Source organism: Tepidanaerobacter sp. EBM-49, from assembly GCF_001896645.1.
Lineage (GTDB): Bacteria > Bacillota > Thermosediminibacteria > Thermosediminibacterales > Tepidanaerobacteraceae > Tepidanaerobacter > Tepidanaerobacter syntrophicus.
The window spans coordinates 20,174-37,310 of record NZ_MPPE01000051.1 but is presented as its reverse complement, the minus strand read 5'-3'; the positions used below and the strand labels follow the sequence as shown (position 1 = coordinate 37,310).

The window sequence follows — 17,137 nt, the reverse complement described above, 5'->3', positions numbered from 1 at the left end:
ATTCATTTTATTGTATTTTAACACCTAAATAATCAGATGGTCAATCTATTTTTATGAATAATTATGCATAGTCTCATCAGTATAAGTTATTTTGCCGTCCATTAGTGTCATGACCGCTTTACCCTTCAGCTTCCATCCGTCAAAAGGTGTATTCCTCCCCTTTGAGAAAAATTTGTTTTTATCCACGGTCCACTCAAGATTCGGGTCTATTACTGTAATATCCGCAGCTCTTCCTATTTTTAGTGTGCCTCCCTCGATGCCTAATACTGCGGCAGGACCTGCTGTCATCTTATAAATTGCAGTAGAAAGGCTCACACCGGCTTTTTCTACAACATGAGTCAGGATAAGGCCTAAGGATGTTTCAAGACCTACAATCCCAAAAGCCGCCTTGTCAAATTCCACGTCTTTTTCGTCTATGTGGTGTGGGGCATGATCTGTAACTATCGCATCAATCGTGCCGTCTTTTAATCCTTCTATCAGCGCTTCTGTATCTTCTTTTGTTCTAAGCGGCGGGTTGACTTTCGCATTTGTGTTGTATCCCATAGCTGCATCTTCAGTAAGTATGAGATGATGCGGCGTAGCCTCGCATGTCACCTTGACGCCTATGCTTTTTGCCCTTCTTACAAGCTCTACCGAACCTTTGGTGCTTACATGGGCTATATGAACGGCAACCCCCATTTCTTTTGCAATAAGGATATTTCTTGCCACCATTACTTCTTCGGCACATGCAGGAATTCCGCTAAGGCCTAAAAGTGTGGAAATATAGCCTTCATTTATCTGGCCTCCTTCAAAAAGCGCCGAATCTTCACAGTGGTCTATGATTATTTTGTCGAAGGCAGAAGCATAAACCATGGCTTTTCTCATGAGGGAGCTGTCGGATACAGGTTTTCCGTCATCAGAAAATGCCACAGCGCCGCAAGAAGCCATATCCCCTATTTCTGCAATTTCTCTGCCTTCTTGTCCCTTTGATACACAGCCTATAGGTAAAAGCTTTATTTTGCCTATAGAAGCCGCCCTTGATTTTACATATTCAACAAGGGCCGCATTGTCTATTGGCGGGTTTGTGTTGGGCATGCAGGCAACTGAAGTAAATCCTCCTGCTGCAGCGCTCATACTGCCGGATTCAATGTCTTCCTTATATTCATAGCCCGGCTCCCTAAAATGCACATGCATATCTATAAGGCCGGGGGTTACTATCATGCCTGAAAGCTCTATTATCTCTGCCTCGCTTATATCTATATTGCCGCCTATGTCAGCAATGCGGCCGTCAGCGATTAGTATATCCTTTTTAGAGTCCAAATTTTGAAGCGGGTCTATTACCCTTGCGTTTTTTAAAAGCTTTTTCATTATCGGCTTCCCCCTATCAGGTGGTATAGAACTGACATGCGCACTGCAACACCATTTTTTACCTGTTCATTTATCATGGATTGGCTGCCGTCGATTACGTCTGAAGTAAGCTCGATTCCCCGATTTACCGGTCCCGGATGTAATAAAAGAGCGTCAGATTTTGCAAGGGCTAATTTATCCCTATTCAGTCCGAAAAACTTGCAATATTCTCGCACTGTAGGGAAAAGACCCTTTTTCTGACGCTCCAACTGTAATCTTAATGCCACTACTACATCCGCATCCTTTACTGCTTCCTCTAATGTGGGCACAACTTTTGCTCCCGTTTTTTCTATATCTTTCGGTATTAGCGTAGAAGGACCTGTTACATAAACATCTGAACCCATTTTCGTAAAGCCGAAAATATCGGAACGGGCTACCCTGCTGTATAGTATATCTCCAAAAATGGCGACTTTAAGGCCTGAAAGCGTGCCCTTTTTCTCTCTAACTGTCATCATGTCAAGAAGGGCTTGGGTGGGATGTTCATGGGTGCCGTCGCCGGCGTTTATAACGGATGCCTTGACATAATTTGAAATATATTCTGCAGCTCCCGATGAGCTATGTCTGATAACTACTGCATCAATGCCCATCATTTCTAAGGTTTTCACAGTATCTTTTAAAGTTTCACCTTTTTGGACACTGCTTCCTGAGGAGGAAAAATTGATAGTGTCGGCACTTAAATACTTACCGGCAAGTTCAAAGGAAGTGCGGGTTCTGGTGCTCGGTTCATAAAACAAATTAACTATTGACTTCCCACGAAGGGTGGGGACTTTCTTGACATCTCTGTCGATGATTTCTTTGAAGGAATCAGCCGTATCTAAAATAACTTCAATATCTGATTTCTCTACATATTCCAAACCTAGGAGATGTTTTTTGCTGAACATAAAGCGCCTCCCTCTATGATTTTTAAAAAAACCCTGTCCGCAAGGGGCAGGGTTTGGTTTTTATCGCTGCATTTTAGCCGGGACAGTGGATTTTGACTTGTAAACTACTCACCACTTACTCATTCATTCGTCGAAGTGGGAGCTTCTTGGTCAATAGCAGTAGCCTGCCAAGTTTACCCAAGCTCTAAGGGCAGTCCCTGCCCCAATAATAATTTTTAGCTATGGTTTGGCTATCACCATAGTTGTTAGCAATTCATCTCCCATCTTTTGTAAGTGGGAGAATTCTTGCTAAAGAGCGTTAAAAAGCCTTTTCCCCAGCAGGAAAAGGCACTTTTGTCCCCAGTTTAAAAATGCGCCTAACCTTGCCGGCCTCTCTGGACCAGATTTAAAGGTGCTTGCATTCGATTTGTTTTTTACTTGCTCTACTATACCACAGCCGGATAACCTTGTCAAACAAAAATTATTGCCAAAAACGGGTAAAAAAATAAAAGAAATTCTGTATTATCAGTTAAGGCAGCTTATGTTATAATCTATGAAAAGAAATTACAGTAAGCTGTGGAGGTTGATTATGAATATAGGATTCTTAGGGCCGAAAGGTACATTTTCAGAGGAAGCTTTGGATGTTTGGATAGAAAAGTCAGGGACTGCCCCGGAAGCTTGCACAAAGATAGCCTTTCCCACGATTATCGATGTTATAAATGCGGTGGGCAGTCAAATCGATATGGGAATAGTTCCGATAGAAAATTCTCTTGAGGGTTCAGTCAACACCACCATTGACTGCCTTATTCACGAAGCTGATGCTAAGATTCATGCTGAAGTAGTGCTGCCTATCACTCAGCATCTTTTTGCAAAAGAAGAAATCCCTTTTGATAAAATCAAATACGTATATTCCCATCCTCAGGCTTTATATCAGTGCCGCAAGTTTTTGATGAAAAATCTGCCTAATGCAGAGCTCAAAGAGGTATCCAGCACCGCAGAAGGAGCAAGAATAGCATCTGAATCAGCTTTGCCGGGCGTTGCCGCAGTAGGCGGAATATCTCTTGCAAAGCTCTACAACCTTAAAGTAATAGCAAATAATATACAAGACGGCAAAAACAATATGACCCGGTTTTATGTTTTATCCGACAAAGATGCGGAACCTACAGGCAATGATAAAACTACTATTGTTTTTTCAACGGCTAACCGGCCGGGCAGTCTTTTTGCGTGTTTAAAGATATTTGCAGATAAAAATTTAAATTTGACAAAAATTGAGTCCAGGCCTTCCAGACGAGTTTTAGGAGAATATATTTTTTTCATTGAAGTGGAAGGCCACAGACGCATAGAGCCTCTTAAATCGGCGATTGAAGAACTTAAGCGTATTTCGGGTTTTTGCAAAATTTTAGGATCTTATCCAAAAATGTGCTTGACTTTATCCAATTGATTTCATATAATAATAAAAATACTTTTACATTTTATTTCGGAGGATTACAGATAAATGGAAAACCTTAACGGAAAGACATTTGCAGGACTTTATTACTTTTTTAGCCAGTACTATTTTTACTTTAGCACTGGTTATTGGTTCTGCAAAAAAATAGTCTTTTCCATAAGTGGGGTTTCCGGCAGGTTTAAATATAGGTATAGGCCGTCTTTAGAGGCCGGCATATAGTTACTTAAACTGTCAAATTGTATTTTTTTACGCAGATAAAAAAGAATCTCACTTGATGAGGTTCTTTTTTTATTTTACCAAAAAATTATTTTCAGGAGGGAAAGGTATGATAGTTGTTATGAAGAAAAATGCAAATCCCAATGATGTTGAAGCTGTTAAAAACAAAATAGTTGATATGGGGCTGGAGGTTTATGAATCAATAGGCCTTAACTACCATATCATAGGCATGGTGGGAGATACCAGTAAGGTTGACTCAGAGGTTTTTGAGAGAATCGAAGGTGTGGAAAAAGTGATCCATGTTCAGGAACCTTACAAAAAAGCAGGCAGACTATTTCATCCGGAGGATTCAATAATTACCGTGGGAGGCAGAACCATCGGGGGTAAAAAACTTGCAATAATCGCCGGGCCTTGTTCTGTGGAAAGCAGAGAGCAAATTCTAGAAGTTGCAGAAAAAGTGAAGGAGGCAGGTGCGGGTTTTTTGCGGGGAGGAGCTTTCAAACCTCGAACATCCCCTTACAGCTTCCAAGGCCTTAAAGAAGAAGGCATAGAACTTTTAAAAGAAGCTCGGGAAAAAACCGGCCTTCCCATTGTAGTAGAATTGATGTCACCGGACAAACTGGATCTTTTTGAAAGAGATGTAGATGTTATCCAGATAGGCGCACGGAATATGCAAAACTTTGAACTACTGAAAGCTGTGGGCAAAACTACTAAACCGATTTTACTCAAACGCGGACTTTCAGCAACTATTGAAGAGCTTTTGATGGCTGCCGAATATATCATGGCAGGCGGCAATGAAAATGTCATATTATGTGAAAGAGGTATTAGAACATTTGAGACTTATACCAGAAACACATTGGATTTAAGCGCAATACCTGTTATCAAAAAACAGAGCCACCTTCCGGTAATAGTCGACCCCAGCCATGCCGCAGGCATATGGTGGATGGTGGAACCTCTTGCCAAAGCTGCTGTGGCAGTAGGAGCAGACGGTTTGATGATAGAAGTGCATAACGATCCTCAAAATGCCTTATCAGACGGCAACCAATCCATAAAACCTGAAAAATTCCAGCATTTGATGGAAAGCATTAGAGAAATAGCAAAGCTTCAGGGCCGGGAAATATAGGGGTGGTCGAATTGGACTTTTCTGACTTTAATATTACCATAGTGGGTCTCGGACTTATAGGCGGTTCTCTTGCAATGTCCATTAAAAAAAAGCTTAACCCCAAAAATTTATGGGGAATAGACGTAAACACCAATGTTTTAGATCATGCTGAAAGTACTAACATCATAGACAGGGGATTTTTGTCCGCAAGAGAACCCCTCCAAAAATCGGACATCGTATTTATTTGCATTTATCCCAGAGAAACTGTAGAATTTGTAAAAGAGCATATGGATAATTTCAAACATGGTGCTATCATTATAGATGCGGCAGGTATTAAGGTTCCTCTTTTATCTGCTATAGCTCCTGTTTTAAGAGATGACATAGATTACATCAGCTGTCACCCCATGGCAGGCAGGGAAAATAGGGGATTGGAGTTTGCCGGAGACAATATCTTTGAAGGCGCAGATTATATAATAACGCCTACCGAAAAAAATAAACCTGAAAACATCGAATTAATAAAAGAAATCGCAAAAACTCTGGGTTTCGGCAATGTGGTTTGTATCAACCCTTGTCTGCACGACGACATGATAGCATTTGTAAGCCATTTGCCTCATATCATCGCAGCATCAATAGTTCTGGATCCCATTATGGCCGAAGAAACCCTTTATACCGGCGGCAGCTTTCGGGATATGACGCGAGTAGCTCGGATAAACCCGGACCTCTGGGCTCAGCTGCTTCTTGACAATTCAGAATATGTTCTAAAACACTTAAAAATTTTCAAGGATAATGTGGGCAATTTTGAAGAGGCGATAAATAAAAATGATTACAGCCGCCTAAAGTTTCTCTTGACAAAGGCATGTGAGCGAAAGGAGAGTTTTGATCTGGGTGCCGACACTAGAAATAAATCTGAAAGATAAAAGTTACCCTATATATGTAGAAGAAGGATTAATCACTAAAATCGGCGAAATGTTAAAAGGTATAACCGAGGCAAAAAAAGTCGCTGTTATTACCGATACGAATGTAGGCGCATTATACAGCGAAATAGTTATGAATTCACTGAGTACAGCCGGTTTTAGCCCTTGCCTTATACAGGTTGAGCCCGGTGAAAAAAGTAAATCTTGCGATACTCTTATGAAGGTATATAAAAAGCTTATAATGAACAAAATAAGCCGCTGGGACATGGTTCTTGCTTTAGGAGGCGGAGTCGTGGGAGATTTGGCAGGGTTTGCGGCGGCCACTTACTTGAGAGGCATACCCTATGTTCAGGTTCCTACAAGCCTTCTTGCTCAAGTTGACAGCAGTATAGGAGGCAAAGTAGGTATTGACCTTCCGGAGGGCAAAAATCTAATTGGAAGTTTTTATCACCCCTTAGCTGTATTTATAGACCCAAAGGTGCTTTTGACATTAAATGCAAGATTTTTCAGCGATGGAATGGCGGAAGTAGTAAAATATGGATGTATAAGGGACAGTGCACTATTTGAAAGACTTTTAAGCTTTGAGACAAAGGAAGAACTATTAGAACATATGGAAGACATAATTCTTGCATGCCTCAGCGTTAAAAAACAGGTTGTGGAAGAAGATGAGCGAGATATGGGCTCTCGAATGATACTAAACTTTGGCCACACCTTAGGACACGCCATCGAAAAATATTTCGGCTATACTACTTATACTCACGGTGAAGCGGTTGCTATGGGGATGTACCAAGTAACTAAAAGAAGCGAGGAGCTTGGCATAACAGCAAATAATACCAGTACTTTATTGAAAAAAGTCCTTTTAAAATACAATCTTCCTTATAAGCTTCCCCCGGTAAATAAGCCTGAGCTTATAGCAAATATGAGTACGGATAAAAAAGGCAGTGGTTCATATCTTAATATTGTGCTGCTAAAATCCATCGGCGAATGTTTTGTCAAGAAAATCGCCCAAGAAGAAATCCCGAAATTTTTTGCACTATAAATTGTCAAAGTAGGTGTTGTCATTGAAAAACCTTGAGGTGTCACTTCCCTGTCCACAGGGCGAAGTTTTGGTTCCGCCGTCAAAAAGTATAAGTCATAGAGCCGTTATATGCGCAAGCCTTGCTCAGGGGAATAGTGTCCTCCAAAATGTAGCTTTTTCAGATGATATTTCGGCTACCGTCCTGGGAATGCGGGCTTTTGGCGCAAATATCAGGTATCTTGGAAATTATATGGATGATAAAGCAAATGATATTTCTGTAGAAGGAATAAAGCCTGAGAATATACCGGAGAACCTCGTAATTGACTGCAAGGAGTCCGGCTCTACCCTGCGTTTTTTAATACCCGTTGCCCTGCTTTTCGGCAGTCATGTTACATTCACCGGCAGCGGCAGGCTTTTTTCGCGGCCCCTTGATGTTTATTATGATATTTTTGAAAAACAGGGCATCCACTACCAAGTTGGGGAGGATGGCTTATCCCTTACCGTCTTAGGAAAACTTAAGGCTGATATATTTGAGATACCGGGCAATGTAAGCTCTCAGTTCATATCGGGTCTGCTTTTTGTTCTTCCATGCCTTGAAGGCGATTCTGAGATTATTATAAAATCTCCGCTGGAATCAAGGTCCTATATAGACCTTACGCTAGAAGTTTTGTCAAAATTCGGTATAAAGATAAAGAACCAAAATTATGAAAGATTTTTAATCAATGGCAGCCAGAGCTACAAACCCGCTGATTACATAGTGGAAGGAGATTTTTCCCAAGCCGCATTTTGGCTTGCGGCAGGCGTTTTAGGGGGAGATGTTACTTGTCTTAATCTTAATATTAATTCAAAGCAGCCGGACAAATACATAATCGATATAATTAAAAAAATAGGGGCAAAACCTATAATCGGCAGCAGTTTCATCAGAGCCAAGGCTTGTCGGACCGTCGGTTCTGTAATCGACGCCTCTCAGTGCCCTGACCTTGTTCCCATAGTTGCGGTGCTTGGAGCTCTAAGTTCCGGAACAACCCAAATAACAAATGCTGAAAGGCTGAGACTCAAGGAATCAGACAGATTAAAGGCAATGTCCTCTGAACTTGGCCAATTGGGAGCAAAAATCCGGGAGCTGCCGGACGGTCTTATAATAGAAGGGCGGGATATGTTAGAAGGCGGGGTAGTATACAGCTGGAATGACCATCGAATAGCAATGGCCCTTGCCATATCTTCCGTAAGGTGCAAAATGCCCGTTATCATAAAGGGAAGCGATGCGGTAAATAAATCTTATCCGGGATTTTGGAAGGATTTTGTAAAGTTGGGAGGACAGATTGATGAGTTCTTCTTTCGGTCATAAGTTTAAAATCACAATTTTTGGCGAATCTCACGGTAAGGCAATCGGCGTCGTTTTAGACGGACTGCCGCCGGGTATAAAGCTTGATATGGAATTTATTAAATCAGAAATGGCAAGGCGCAGTCCCGGCAAGAGTTCTCTTTCCACTGCCAGAAGCGAGGCTGACGATGTAGAAATTCTCAGCGGCTATTTTAATGAAATGACTACAGGGGCTCCCCTTTGCGGCATAATCTTTAATCGAAATGTCCGATCTGAAGACTATTCGACAATAAAAAACCTGATGCGCCCAAGTCATGCAGATTATACCGCTTTTATGAAATATGACGGATTTTATGATTATAGAGGAGGAGGGCATTTTTCCGGCAGAATAACGGCTCCCCTGGTTTTTGCAGGTGCGATTGCAAAACAAATTCTCGGCACACAGAATATTGCAGTAGGCAGCCATATCAAAAGTATCCATAATATAGAAGATAAAAGTTTCGATTATGTAAATCTTAATGCAGAAACCCTTGAATCCCTCAGATATCTTGCATTGCCTGTTTTAGACAAGGATGCCGGCGAAAAAATGGAAAAATGCATACTGAATGCAAAAGAAGAAAAAGATTCCGTTGGCGGTGTTATCGAAGCCGCAGTTGTAAACCTTGAGGCAGGACTGGGCTCTCCGTTTTTTGACAGCGTAGAAAGCCGTCTTTCCCATATATTGTTTTCCATACCTGCTGTAAAAGGCGTTGAATTTGGGGCAGGTTTTGACATCACGAAAATGCGGGGCTTTAAGGCTAATGATGAATTTGTAATAGAAAACGGCAAAATACGAACATCAACCAACAACAGCGGCGGCATAGTGGGGGGTATTACCAATGGAATGCCGATAATATTTAGGGTTGCGGTAAAACCTACTCCCTCCATAGGCCTTCCTCAAAAAACCGTAGATATTTCAAAATTTGAGGAGTCTTCTATTTGTATAAAAGGCCGTCACGACCCTTGCATTGTTCCAAGGGCAGTGCCGGTGGTAGAAGCTGCTGCCTCCGTTGTAATTTTAGATTTCCTGCTGGAAAGGTACGGTGAAAAATGGATACAATGGAAAAACTAAGAGAGCAGATTGACAGAATAGATAAAGAACTTGTAGCGTTGTTTGAAGAGCGAATGGAAGTATCTCGTCAAATTGCGCGCTATAAAGTAAAAAACAATCTGCCTATAACAGACAAAGCGCGGGAAAAAGAAGTAATTGCAAAAAACATGCTTTATCTTAAAGACCCGACTCTCGGTCAAAAATTAGAGGAGTTCTTTGCTGTGATTATAAAGCTTAGCAAAGCAGTCCAAGAAGAGGTGAAGGAATGAGCAATATATACGGTCTTATAGGAGAAAAACTTTCTCACAGCTTTTCGCCGAAGATACATGAAGCCTTTTTTGAAAAAACCGGCATATCGGGAAAATACGGCCTTTTTGAAGTAAAAAGAGAACTGCTGGCTGATGCAGTTGCAGGACTTAAGGCCCTCGGCATAAAGGGAGCAAATGTTACTATCCCCTATAAAACACAAATTATTAAATACTTGGATGATATTTCAGAGGAAGCAAAAAAGATAGGGGCGGTTAATACCTTAATAATTCAGGAAGATAGAATATCAGGCGCAAATACTGATTATTACGGTTTTGGCATGATGCTCAAAAAATATAACATAGACCCGGCCGGTAAAACTGCCGTAGTTTTAGGAACCGGCGGCGCATCTAGGGCAGTTGTATGCTATCTTTTAGATGCAGGTGCAAGGCGCATCGTCCTGGCAAGCCGCGGAGGCAAAAAGGCAGACTCTGTATTTCAAGACTTAGAGATAATATCATATGAAGAGCTAAGGAATATAAAAGGAGCTGATATTTTAGTTAACTGTACTCCTGTAGGCATGTATCCGAACGTAGATGCATCTCCTGTTTCAAAGGATGTAATTTCAAAATTCGGGGCTGTTGTTGATGTTATATACAATCCTCTAAAAACCCTTCTTCTTCAAATGGCGGAAGAACTTAATATTCCTGCGATAAACGGTATTTATATGCTTGTGGCTCAAGCGGCAAAGTCTCAGGAAATGTGGCACAAGATAGCTATTTATGATACTGTGATAGACCAAGTTATTGAAGAAGATCTCAAAGATCTTCTTATATAAAATTTTCTTGTGTGAGGAAGATGGATTATGAAAAATTACCGCAATATCGTTCTTACAGGCATGCCCGGCTCCGGCAAGACCAGTATTGGCAGGCTGCTTGCAGAAAATTTAAATATGTCCTTTTGTGATCTTGACGAATATATAGAAAATAAATTTGATAAAAGTATAAAGGAAATATTCAGGACTTGTGGAGAAAGATATTTTCGATCTATTGAAAGCCGTGTAGTAAGAGAAATTTCGGAGCGGAGAGGAACCGTAATTGCAACCGGCGGAGGCACTGTGCTCAACAGTGAAAATATGCGGCTTTTAAGGCAAAACGGCATAGTGTTCTTTATAAACCGGCCTCTTGAAAATATTATCAGCGACATAGATGCTTCTGTAAGGCCCCTTTTAGCTAATGACATTTCAAACATATACAAGCTTTATGATATAAGATACGACCTTTACAAGGAATATTCAGATTTTGAGATTTTAAATGACAGAGAAATTTCAGATGCGGTTGATAGGATACTCAATATTGTAAAAACCATAGAATAAGGAAGATGAGATTATGAACATAACTATCATAAATGGTCCAAATATAAATATGCTGGGAATTAGAGAAAGAGATGTTTATGGAATTAAAAGTTATGAAGAGGCATGCGACTTGCTTTATAAGGCCGCCAAAGAAATGGATATATCCCTTGCTATCGTTCAAAGCAACAGCGAAGGCGAAATTATAGACTACATTCAAAAAGCTTATGGAAAATTTGACGGTATCATCATAAATCCCGGAGCCTATACCCATTACAGCATCGCCATATATGATGCCATAAAATCCGTCAGTATACCTGCTATCGAAGTTCATATAAGCAATATCCACGCACGGGAGGAGTTTAGGAGAAAATCCGTTACTGCCGGCGCATGCATCGGGCAGATTTGCGGATTCGGCATCTATGGTTATATAATGGCAATGCTGGGGCTAAAGGATTTTTTAAGCGGAAAAGGTTAAAATAGAATTAATTTATTTGAGGGTCAATTACATTTATAGGATCTATAGGTCTTTTTAGAAAATTTTCTCCTACCCTCACGAATTTTGTCGGATTGTCGCTTACGAAATATTGATGAAAACCTAAAACTTCACTTTTCTTTTCTAAATCTTTTTCTCTTAAAATCTGCTGAACTTCTATCGCAGTCTCTTCGCCGGAATCTACCAGCTTTACGTTTGGTCCCATAACCCGCTGAAGGGTTTTCTTTAAAAGAGGATAGTGGGTACAGGCCAATACCAAAGTATCGATTTTAAACTCTTTAAGAGGCTCAAGATATATTCTTGCTGTATAAAAAGCAGCTTCATTTTCAAGCCACCCCTCCTCCACTAAGGGCACAAAAAGCGGGCAGGCCTTAGCATATATATTTACCCTATCATTTAGTCTGTGAATCGCATTTTCATACGCGCCGCTTTTTACCGTTCGCTCAGTTCCGATGACGCCAACGGTATTATTTTTTGTGGCTTTCGCCGCAGCTCTTGCTCCGGGTTCTATCACACCTATAACCGGTACGGGAGACGACTTGCAAAGTTCGTCAAGGCAAGTTGCGCTAATGGTATTGCAGGCCACTACAATCAGTTTTACGTCCTGTCTTATTAAAAACCTAAGGCCTTCAAAGGCAAATTGAGTAACTACCTCGGGAGATTTGGAACCATAAGGCACCCGGGCAGTATCCCCGAAGTAAATTATGTCTTCATTAGGAAGCAGTTTCATAATTTCGCCGGCCACAGTAAGGCCGCCTATACCTGAATCAAAAACTCCGATAGGTTTGTTTCTGTCATCCATTATCTCACTCCATCCGGCAGATACCTGCAAAATAAATTATAATATTAAATATTACCATGATTTGCTTTGTATTACAACAAAAAAAATTAAGGCATTTTATGTTTTAACTTTGTTGTAGTGATATAATTAATGCGATTGAATTTGCAGAGGAGTGATTATATGAACCCGCTAGTTACGATTTTAACTGCCATAATAGCTGCTGAGGCTGTATGGTGGCTTGTATGGGTTTTTCTTGCATTAGCCCGAAGAAAGTACTCTGTATTTGGCGTAGTTCTCGGCACTTTAGCCATATGGGGCACAATTGCTATTTTTACAATAAGAGCAAGCCGGTACCCTTTTATTATTATGCCGGTAGGTCCGCTTTTTACTTTGGTAGTTTTAATGATCGTACCATTTATAGTTCTGCCAAGCATGGTTGTAATAATAAATGAATATCAGCGCGGTGTCCTTTTTCGCTTAGGCAGACTTATCGGAATTATAGAGCCGGGCTTTAACATTATTTTCCCTTTTGGAATAGATCGAGTAGTAAAAATAGACTTGCGCACATTTACCATAGATGTGGCGAAACAAGAGGTTATCACGAAAGACAATGTTCCTGTATTAGTAGATGCAGTTGTATATTTTAATGTATTTGACCCTGTGCTTGCTGTCACTAAGGTTGCAAATTACACTCAGAGCACAACGCTACTTGGCCAAACTATACTGCGCTCCGTGCTAGGCCAGCATGAACTGGACGAGATATTGTCTAAGCGCTCAGAACTCAACGAAATACTGCGCAGGCTTTTAGATGAAGATACTGATCCATGGGGCATAAAGATAACCGCTGTGGAAATAAAGAGTATCGAGCTGCCTGATACTATGAAGCGTGCTATGGCTAAGCAGGCAGAGGCAGAACGGGAGCGCCGTGCTAAAATAATAGCTGCAGACGGCGAATACCAAGCTGCTCAAAAGCTCTTGGAAGCTGCCTCAGTTATATCAAAAGAACCTGCCGCTTTGCAGCTGCGCTACCTTCAAACGCTTAGCGAGATAGCAGTGGAGAAAAACTCCACAATTTTATTCCCACTGCCTATAGAACTGCTAAAAGCCTTTGCGCCTAAAGAAAATTAAGTAGGAAATAAAAAAGAACTGCTGTAGAACAAAATTCTTTCCCTCTACAGCAGTTCTTTTTTATACCACTTGTTTTATTCTCTCATAATATTTTACTGCTTGGGCATCTGCCAGAACTTTTATTGCTTTTGCCTCGGGGTCTTCTGTCCCCTGGAGGTGGCAGCCTTCGGAATTTAATGCTTTGACGTAGTCAATGACTTCCCGGGTTATTCGCTCTCCGGGGCACAAAATCGGTATGCCCGGCGGATATGCCATGAGCATCTCGGTACTTATCTCACCTTCTGCATCTTCTAATAGGACAACTCTTTTTTCGCTGTAAAATGCAAAGCGGGGAGAGACTACCATTTCTTGATTATCAGGAATATCGGCAGGTACTTTTACTACGTTTTTCCGCCTGTTTTTCGCTGCAATATCCTTTATTGCGTTAATCAGAATGTTCATGTTTTTGTCTGTATCGCCAATAGCTCCAACCGCAAGAACATTGTATAAGTCCGACAGTTCCATTTGGATATGATATTTGTATTTTAAGATTTTTTCCGTCTCAAAGCCCGACAGACCTAATTCTCTTAAATTTATGGCAAGTTTTGTCGGGTCATATGCAAAACACCCTTCGGTGCCTTCTATATCATGTCCCATCACATAAATGCCTTCTATACTGTTTAACTGCCTCCGCGTCCTTTCGCACCGCTTTATGGTTTCATCCAGCATTTGTCTGCCTTTTAAAGCCATCTGCTTGCGCGCCACATCCAGTGATGCCATAAGAGGATACGATGGACTGGTGGTTTGGGTAAGATTTAAGGCTGCTTTGACTGTTCTGTCATCTACATAATCGCTTTTTACCAGTAAAATCGAACTTTGTGTCAGGGAGCCCCCAAGTTTATGCATGCTTGTCGCACTAATATCTGCTCCCGCTTCCATTGCCGACAGCGGCAAATCGGGATGAAACTTCAAATGTGCTCCATGGGCTTCATCTACTATAACGGGTTTTCCATAGGAATGAGCTACCTCCACAATCTTTTTAAGATCTGAAGCTACTCCGTAATATGTGGGATTTATTACAAAAACAGCTTTTGCGTTTGGATGCTCCACAAGGGCGCGTCTTACGCTTTCTACGGTTATGCCCATGGCTATTCCCATATACTCATTTATTACTGGCTTTATATAAACCGGATGCACCCCACTTAAAATAAGCGCACCAACTACTGACCTATGAGCATTTCTCGGAATTATTATCTCATCGCCCGGTCCGGCAACCGATAATATCATGGCCTGGATTCCCGAGGTTGTGCCATTTACCAAAAAATGAGCATGATCTGCGCCAAAGGCATGTGCCGCAAGTTCCTCGGCCTCATGAATGACGCCTGTGGGGTTGCATATGGTATCTAGATCCAAGATTCCGGAAGTAACATCAATTGACATAATATTTCTTCCTGCAAAATCACAAAATTCAGGTATTCCTCTGCCGCCTCTGTGGCCCGGTACATGAAACGAAACAGTTTTATCGTTCACGTATTTTTTCAGGGCGGCAAAAAGCGGTGTTTCTTGCTGCTCATCAAATCTCATTGAGAGTCACTCCCCTTTCAATCAATGATTTTCACTCAAATATTTTGTATAATCCGCAAAGATTATAGCTGCAAGTTTTATACGCAAATACAATTAAAGCACAGTTTGACTAGAAATTCAATACTATTTACGAATTTTTTTTGATAAATTATGTAGCAAGTAAGAGGAAAACATATAAACAGTGTAGATTTAAAAAAACCATCGTTTATAAAAGTGCATTAGGATATATAATAAGGTATAAAAGTATATAACAGGTTCTTATCAAAAGTTAATTACTCTGCAGCCTGTTTGACAAAGTATATTGCCTGTATTATAATAATATATAAATATATGCTTATATGATTATATAAGGGAGGTAATTTCGATGGATTTAGCTCGCACATATTTAGGCGAAAAAGTACTTGCTCAAGGTCTTAAATATCTTCTCTCAAAGGACATGGAAGATTTTGATAGACTTATAAGTTGGGCAGAAAAGTTGCCAATGCCTGAACATCAAAAGAAAGATCTTGAATCAGTTAAAACATTCCTGCAAAACAAAGACTCTAACTGGTATAAGCTTGGGCAAAGGCTTCTTGCCGAAACCGATCCGAAGGTAAAAGAAAAACTTGGCATAAACTTTTTCTTAAATGCAAACTTCCTCGGTGTCCCCAAGCAGCAAAAAATGGCGCAGGAATTGGGCTGCTCGGTGCCTTGGGCAATTTTAATCGATCCCACTGCAAAATGCAATCTGCATTGCACCGGTTGTTGGGCAGGTGAATACTCGCAAAAAGATGAGCTTGATTTTGATACATTAGATAGGATATTTACTGAATGTGAAGAATTGGGGATTTACTTTATAATCATGTCCGGTGGCGAACCTACTTTGCGCAAGGACGATATTGTAAAGCTTGCCGAGAAACATTCTTCCCAGGGATTCCTGCTTTTTACAAACGGAACTTTGGTAGATGACAAGTTCATCGAAGATATGAAACGTGTAGGTAATATCACCCTTACCTTCAGTATTGAAGGTTTTGAAGAAACGACTGATGCCCGCAGAGGCAAAGGTGTTTTCAAAAAAGTAATGGATGCTATGGACAGGATGCGTAAGGCCGGCCTCATCTACGGCGTTTCCACCACATACAACAGATACAATACTGAAGAACTTGCAAGCGAAGAATTTGTAGATATGCTGGTAGACAAGGGTGTTACTTATGCTTGGTATTTCACTTATATACCTGTTGGGCGGGACGCAGATGTAGAAATGATGGCAACTCCGGAGCAAAGAGCTTATATGTACGATAAAATTCTGGAATACAGACGCACAAAGCCAATTTTCATCATGGACTTCTGGAACGACGGCGAAGCTTCCAATGGTTGTATCGCAGGAGGTAGACGCTATTTGCACATCAATGCCCATGGAGATGTAGAACCATGTGCCTTCATCCACTATGCAACATGCAACATAAAAGATGTATCGCTAAAAGATGCTCTTAGGTCGCCGCTTATGCTTGCATACCAAAAGCGCCAGCCATTTAATATGAATCATCACAGACCATGCCCGCTTATTGACAATCCTGAATTAATGGTAGAAATTGTACAAGAGAGCAAAGCATATTCTACTCAGCTAAGTGCAGATGAGACACCGGAAGAATTTGCAGAGAAGCTCAAACCCTACGCCGATGAGTGGGGGAAAATAGCTGATGAGAAATACCTTAAAACCTCAGCTAATGTAAAATAAGATACCCAATTAGCCGGCAGAAAGGAGGTTCTTCTGTTGGTATTGAGCCTTTCTGAATACAAAGTTGAGTTTTTACGAAGTTTAGCCGATAATACACGCTTAAAGATTATTGAAGCTTTAAAAGAACGGGAAAGGACAGTATCTGAACTGGTTGAATCTGTTGGCAGTTCCCAAGCCAACATCTCAACACATCTTAAAATTTTAAGAAGCGCAGGTATTGTCAAAAGTCGAAACAAAGGCAATTACGTTTACTACAGCTTGCGAGATGAAAGTATACTGGAATTCTTGAATTCGCTAGAAGAAATGCTCATTTTAATGCGAAGAAAATCCTTTGAAGGTGCTTAATCTTAATAAATTCTAATAAGTTGCCGCACGGACGATAAGGCGGCAGCTTATTTTTTTTCAATAAATCTGTAACAAGATAGACAAAAGATATTTACATAATTGTTGCTACATTTTGGTTTTTGCTTTATACTGATTACAACAAAAATAACAGGA

17 protein-coding genes are annotated in these 17,137 nt (G+C 40.8%); 13 read left to right on the top strand and 4 right to left on the bottom strand.

Going from position 1 to position 17,137, the window contains the following annotated elements; genetic code table 11:
- Positions 1-51: 51 nt before the first annotated feature.
- Together BUE08_RS09140 and BUE08_RS09135 are read right to left on the bottom strand one after the other, a co-directional pair.
- Entirely contained in the window at positions 52-1,347 is a 1,296-nt protein-coding gene (locus BUE08_RS09140) for a dihydroorotase (RefSeq protein WP_286680782.1), read from the bottom strand.
- On the bottom strand, positions 1,347-2,267 hold the full coding sequence (locus BUE08_RS09135; protein WP_286680781.1) for an aspartate carbamoyltransferase catalytic subunit: 921 nt from the start codon (positions 2,265-2,267) through the stop codon (positions 1,347-1,349). The genes BUE08_RS09140 and BUE08_RS09135 overlap by 1 nt, the downstream gene beginning before the upstream one ends.
- A 568-nt stretch (positions 2,268-2,835) precedes the next feature.
- Between BUE08_RS09135 and pheA the strand changes: the two genes are divergently transcribed.
- From pheA to aroQ, 10 genes are all read left to right on the top strand, one after another.
- Positions 2,836-3,687 (top strand): prephenate dehydratase, encoded by an 852-nt coding sequence (pheA, locus tag BUE08_RS09130; protein ID WP_286680780.1) that lies wholly within the window; start codon positions 2,836-2,838, stop codon positions 3,685-3,687.
- Between the two features lie 331 nt (positions 3,688-4,018).
- Positions 4,019-5,032, top strand: coding sequence for a 3-deoxy-7-phosphoheptulonate synthase (aroF, locus tag BUE08_RS09125; RefSeq protein WP_273039833.1), 1,014 nt, complete (start codon positions 4,019-4,021; stop codon positions 5,030-5,032).
- Positions 5,033-5,043: 11 nt separating this feature from the next.
- A complete protein-coding gene (locus BUE08_RS09120; protein WP_286680779.1) occupies positions 5,044-5,928 on the top strand; it encodes a prephenate dehydrogenase in 885 nt (294 codons plus the stop codon).
- Positions 5,897-6,964 carry a 3-dehydroquinate synthase gene (gene aroB, locus BUE08_RS09115; protein WP_213950420.1) on the top strand — a complete coding sequence of 356 codons (1,068 nt, stop codon included), beginning with the start codon at positions 5,897-5,899 and terminating at the stop codon, positions 6,962-6,964. Before BUE08_RS09120 ends, aroB begins: the two co-directional genes overlap by 32 nt.
- A gap of 22 nt (positions 6,965-6,986) precedes the next feature.
- Complete coding sequence (gene aroA / locus BUE08_RS09110; RefSeq protein WP_213950421.1) at positions 6,987-8,291, top strand: 3-phosphoshikimate 1-carboxyvinyltransferase; 1,305 nt, start codon at positions 6,987-6,989, stop codon at positions 8,289-8,291.
- Positions 8,269-9,378: a chorismate synthase gene (gene aroC, locus BUE08_RS09105; protein WP_213950422.1), complete on the top strand. Its 1,110-nt coding sequence runs from the start codon at positions 8,269-8,271 to the stop codon at positions 9,376-9,378. The genes aroA and aroC overlap by 23 nt, the downstream gene beginning before the upstream one ends.
- On the top strand, positions 9,366-9,626 hold the full coding sequence (locus BUE08_RS09100) for a chorismate mutase (RefSeq protein ID WP_059033254.1): 261 nt from the start codon (positions 9,366-9,368) through the stop codon (positions 9,624-9,626). The genes aroC and BUE08_RS09100 overlap by 13 nt, the downstream gene beginning before the upstream one ends.
- Positions 9,623-10,441 carry a shikimate dehydrogenase gene (aroE, locus tag BUE08_RS09095; RefSeq protein ID WP_213950423.1) on the top strand — a complete coding sequence of 273 codons (819 nt, stop codon included), beginning with the start codon at positions 9,623-9,625 and terminating at the stop codon, positions 10,439-10,441. The genes BUE08_RS09100 and aroE overlap by 4 nt, the downstream gene beginning before the upstream one ends.
- A 27-nt stretch (positions 10,442-10,468) precedes the next feature.
- Positions 10,469-10,978 carry a shikimate kinase gene (locus BUE08_RS09090; protein ID WP_273702339.1) on the top strand — a complete coding sequence of 170 codons (510 nt, stop codon included), beginning with the start codon at positions 10,469-10,471 and terminating at the stop codon, positions 10,976-10,978.
- 13 nt (positions 10,979-10,991) lie between these two features.
- Complete coding sequence (aroQ, locus tag BUE08_RS09085) at positions 10,992-11,432, top strand: type II 3-dehydroquinate dehydratase (protein ID WP_059033172.1); 441 nt, start codon at positions 10,992-10,994, stop codon at positions 11,430-11,432.
- 7 nt (positions 11,433-11,439) lie between these two features.
- On the opposite strand, the gene murI is transcribed toward aroQ, so the two are convergent.
- Positions 11,440-12,252, bottom strand: a complete 813-nt coding sequence (murI, locus tag BUE08_RS09080; RefSeq protein ID WP_213950424.1) for a glutamate racemase — start codon at positions 12,250-12,252, stop codon at positions 11,440-11,442.
- Between the two features lie 159 nt (positions 12,253-12,411).
- Between murI and BUE08_RS09075 the strand changes: the two genes are divergently transcribed.
- The gene (locus BUE08_RS09075; RefSeq protein WP_059033177.1) at positions 12,412-13,359 is read left to right on the top strand and encodes a slipin family protein; all 948 of its coding nucleotides are present in this window, start codon (positions 12,412-12,414) and stop codon (positions 13,357-13,359) included.
- Positions 13,360-13,419: 60 nt separating this feature from the next.
- Here BUE08_RS09075 and BUE08_RS09070 read toward each other — a convergent pair whose 3' ends face one another.
- A complete protein-coding gene (locus tag BUE08_RS09070) occupies positions 13,420-14,922 on the bottom strand; it encodes an aminotransferase class I/II-fold pyridoxal phosphate-dependent enzyme (RefSeq protein ID WP_273039813.1) in 1,503 nt (500 codons plus the stop codon).
- A 364-nt stretch (positions 14,923-15,286) separates the two neighbouring features.
- On the opposite strand from BUE08_RS09070, the gene BUE08_RS09065 reads away from it, so the two are divergent.
- Together BUE08_RS09065 and BUE08_RS09060 are read left to right on the top strand one after the other, a co-directional pair.
- A complete protein-coding gene (locus BUE08_RS09065; protein ID WP_273039814.1) occupies positions 15,287-16,639 on the top strand; it encodes a radical SAM/SPASM domain-containing protein in 1,353 nt (450 codons plus the stop codon).
- Between the two features lie 36 nt (positions 16,640-16,675).
- Positions 16,676-16,984, top strand: coding sequence for an ArsR/SmtB family transcription factor (locus BUE08_RS09060; RefSeq protein WP_286680778.1), 309 nt, complete (start codon positions 16,676-16,678; stop codon positions 16,982-16,984).
- Positions 16,985-17,137 lie beyond the last annotated feature (153 nt).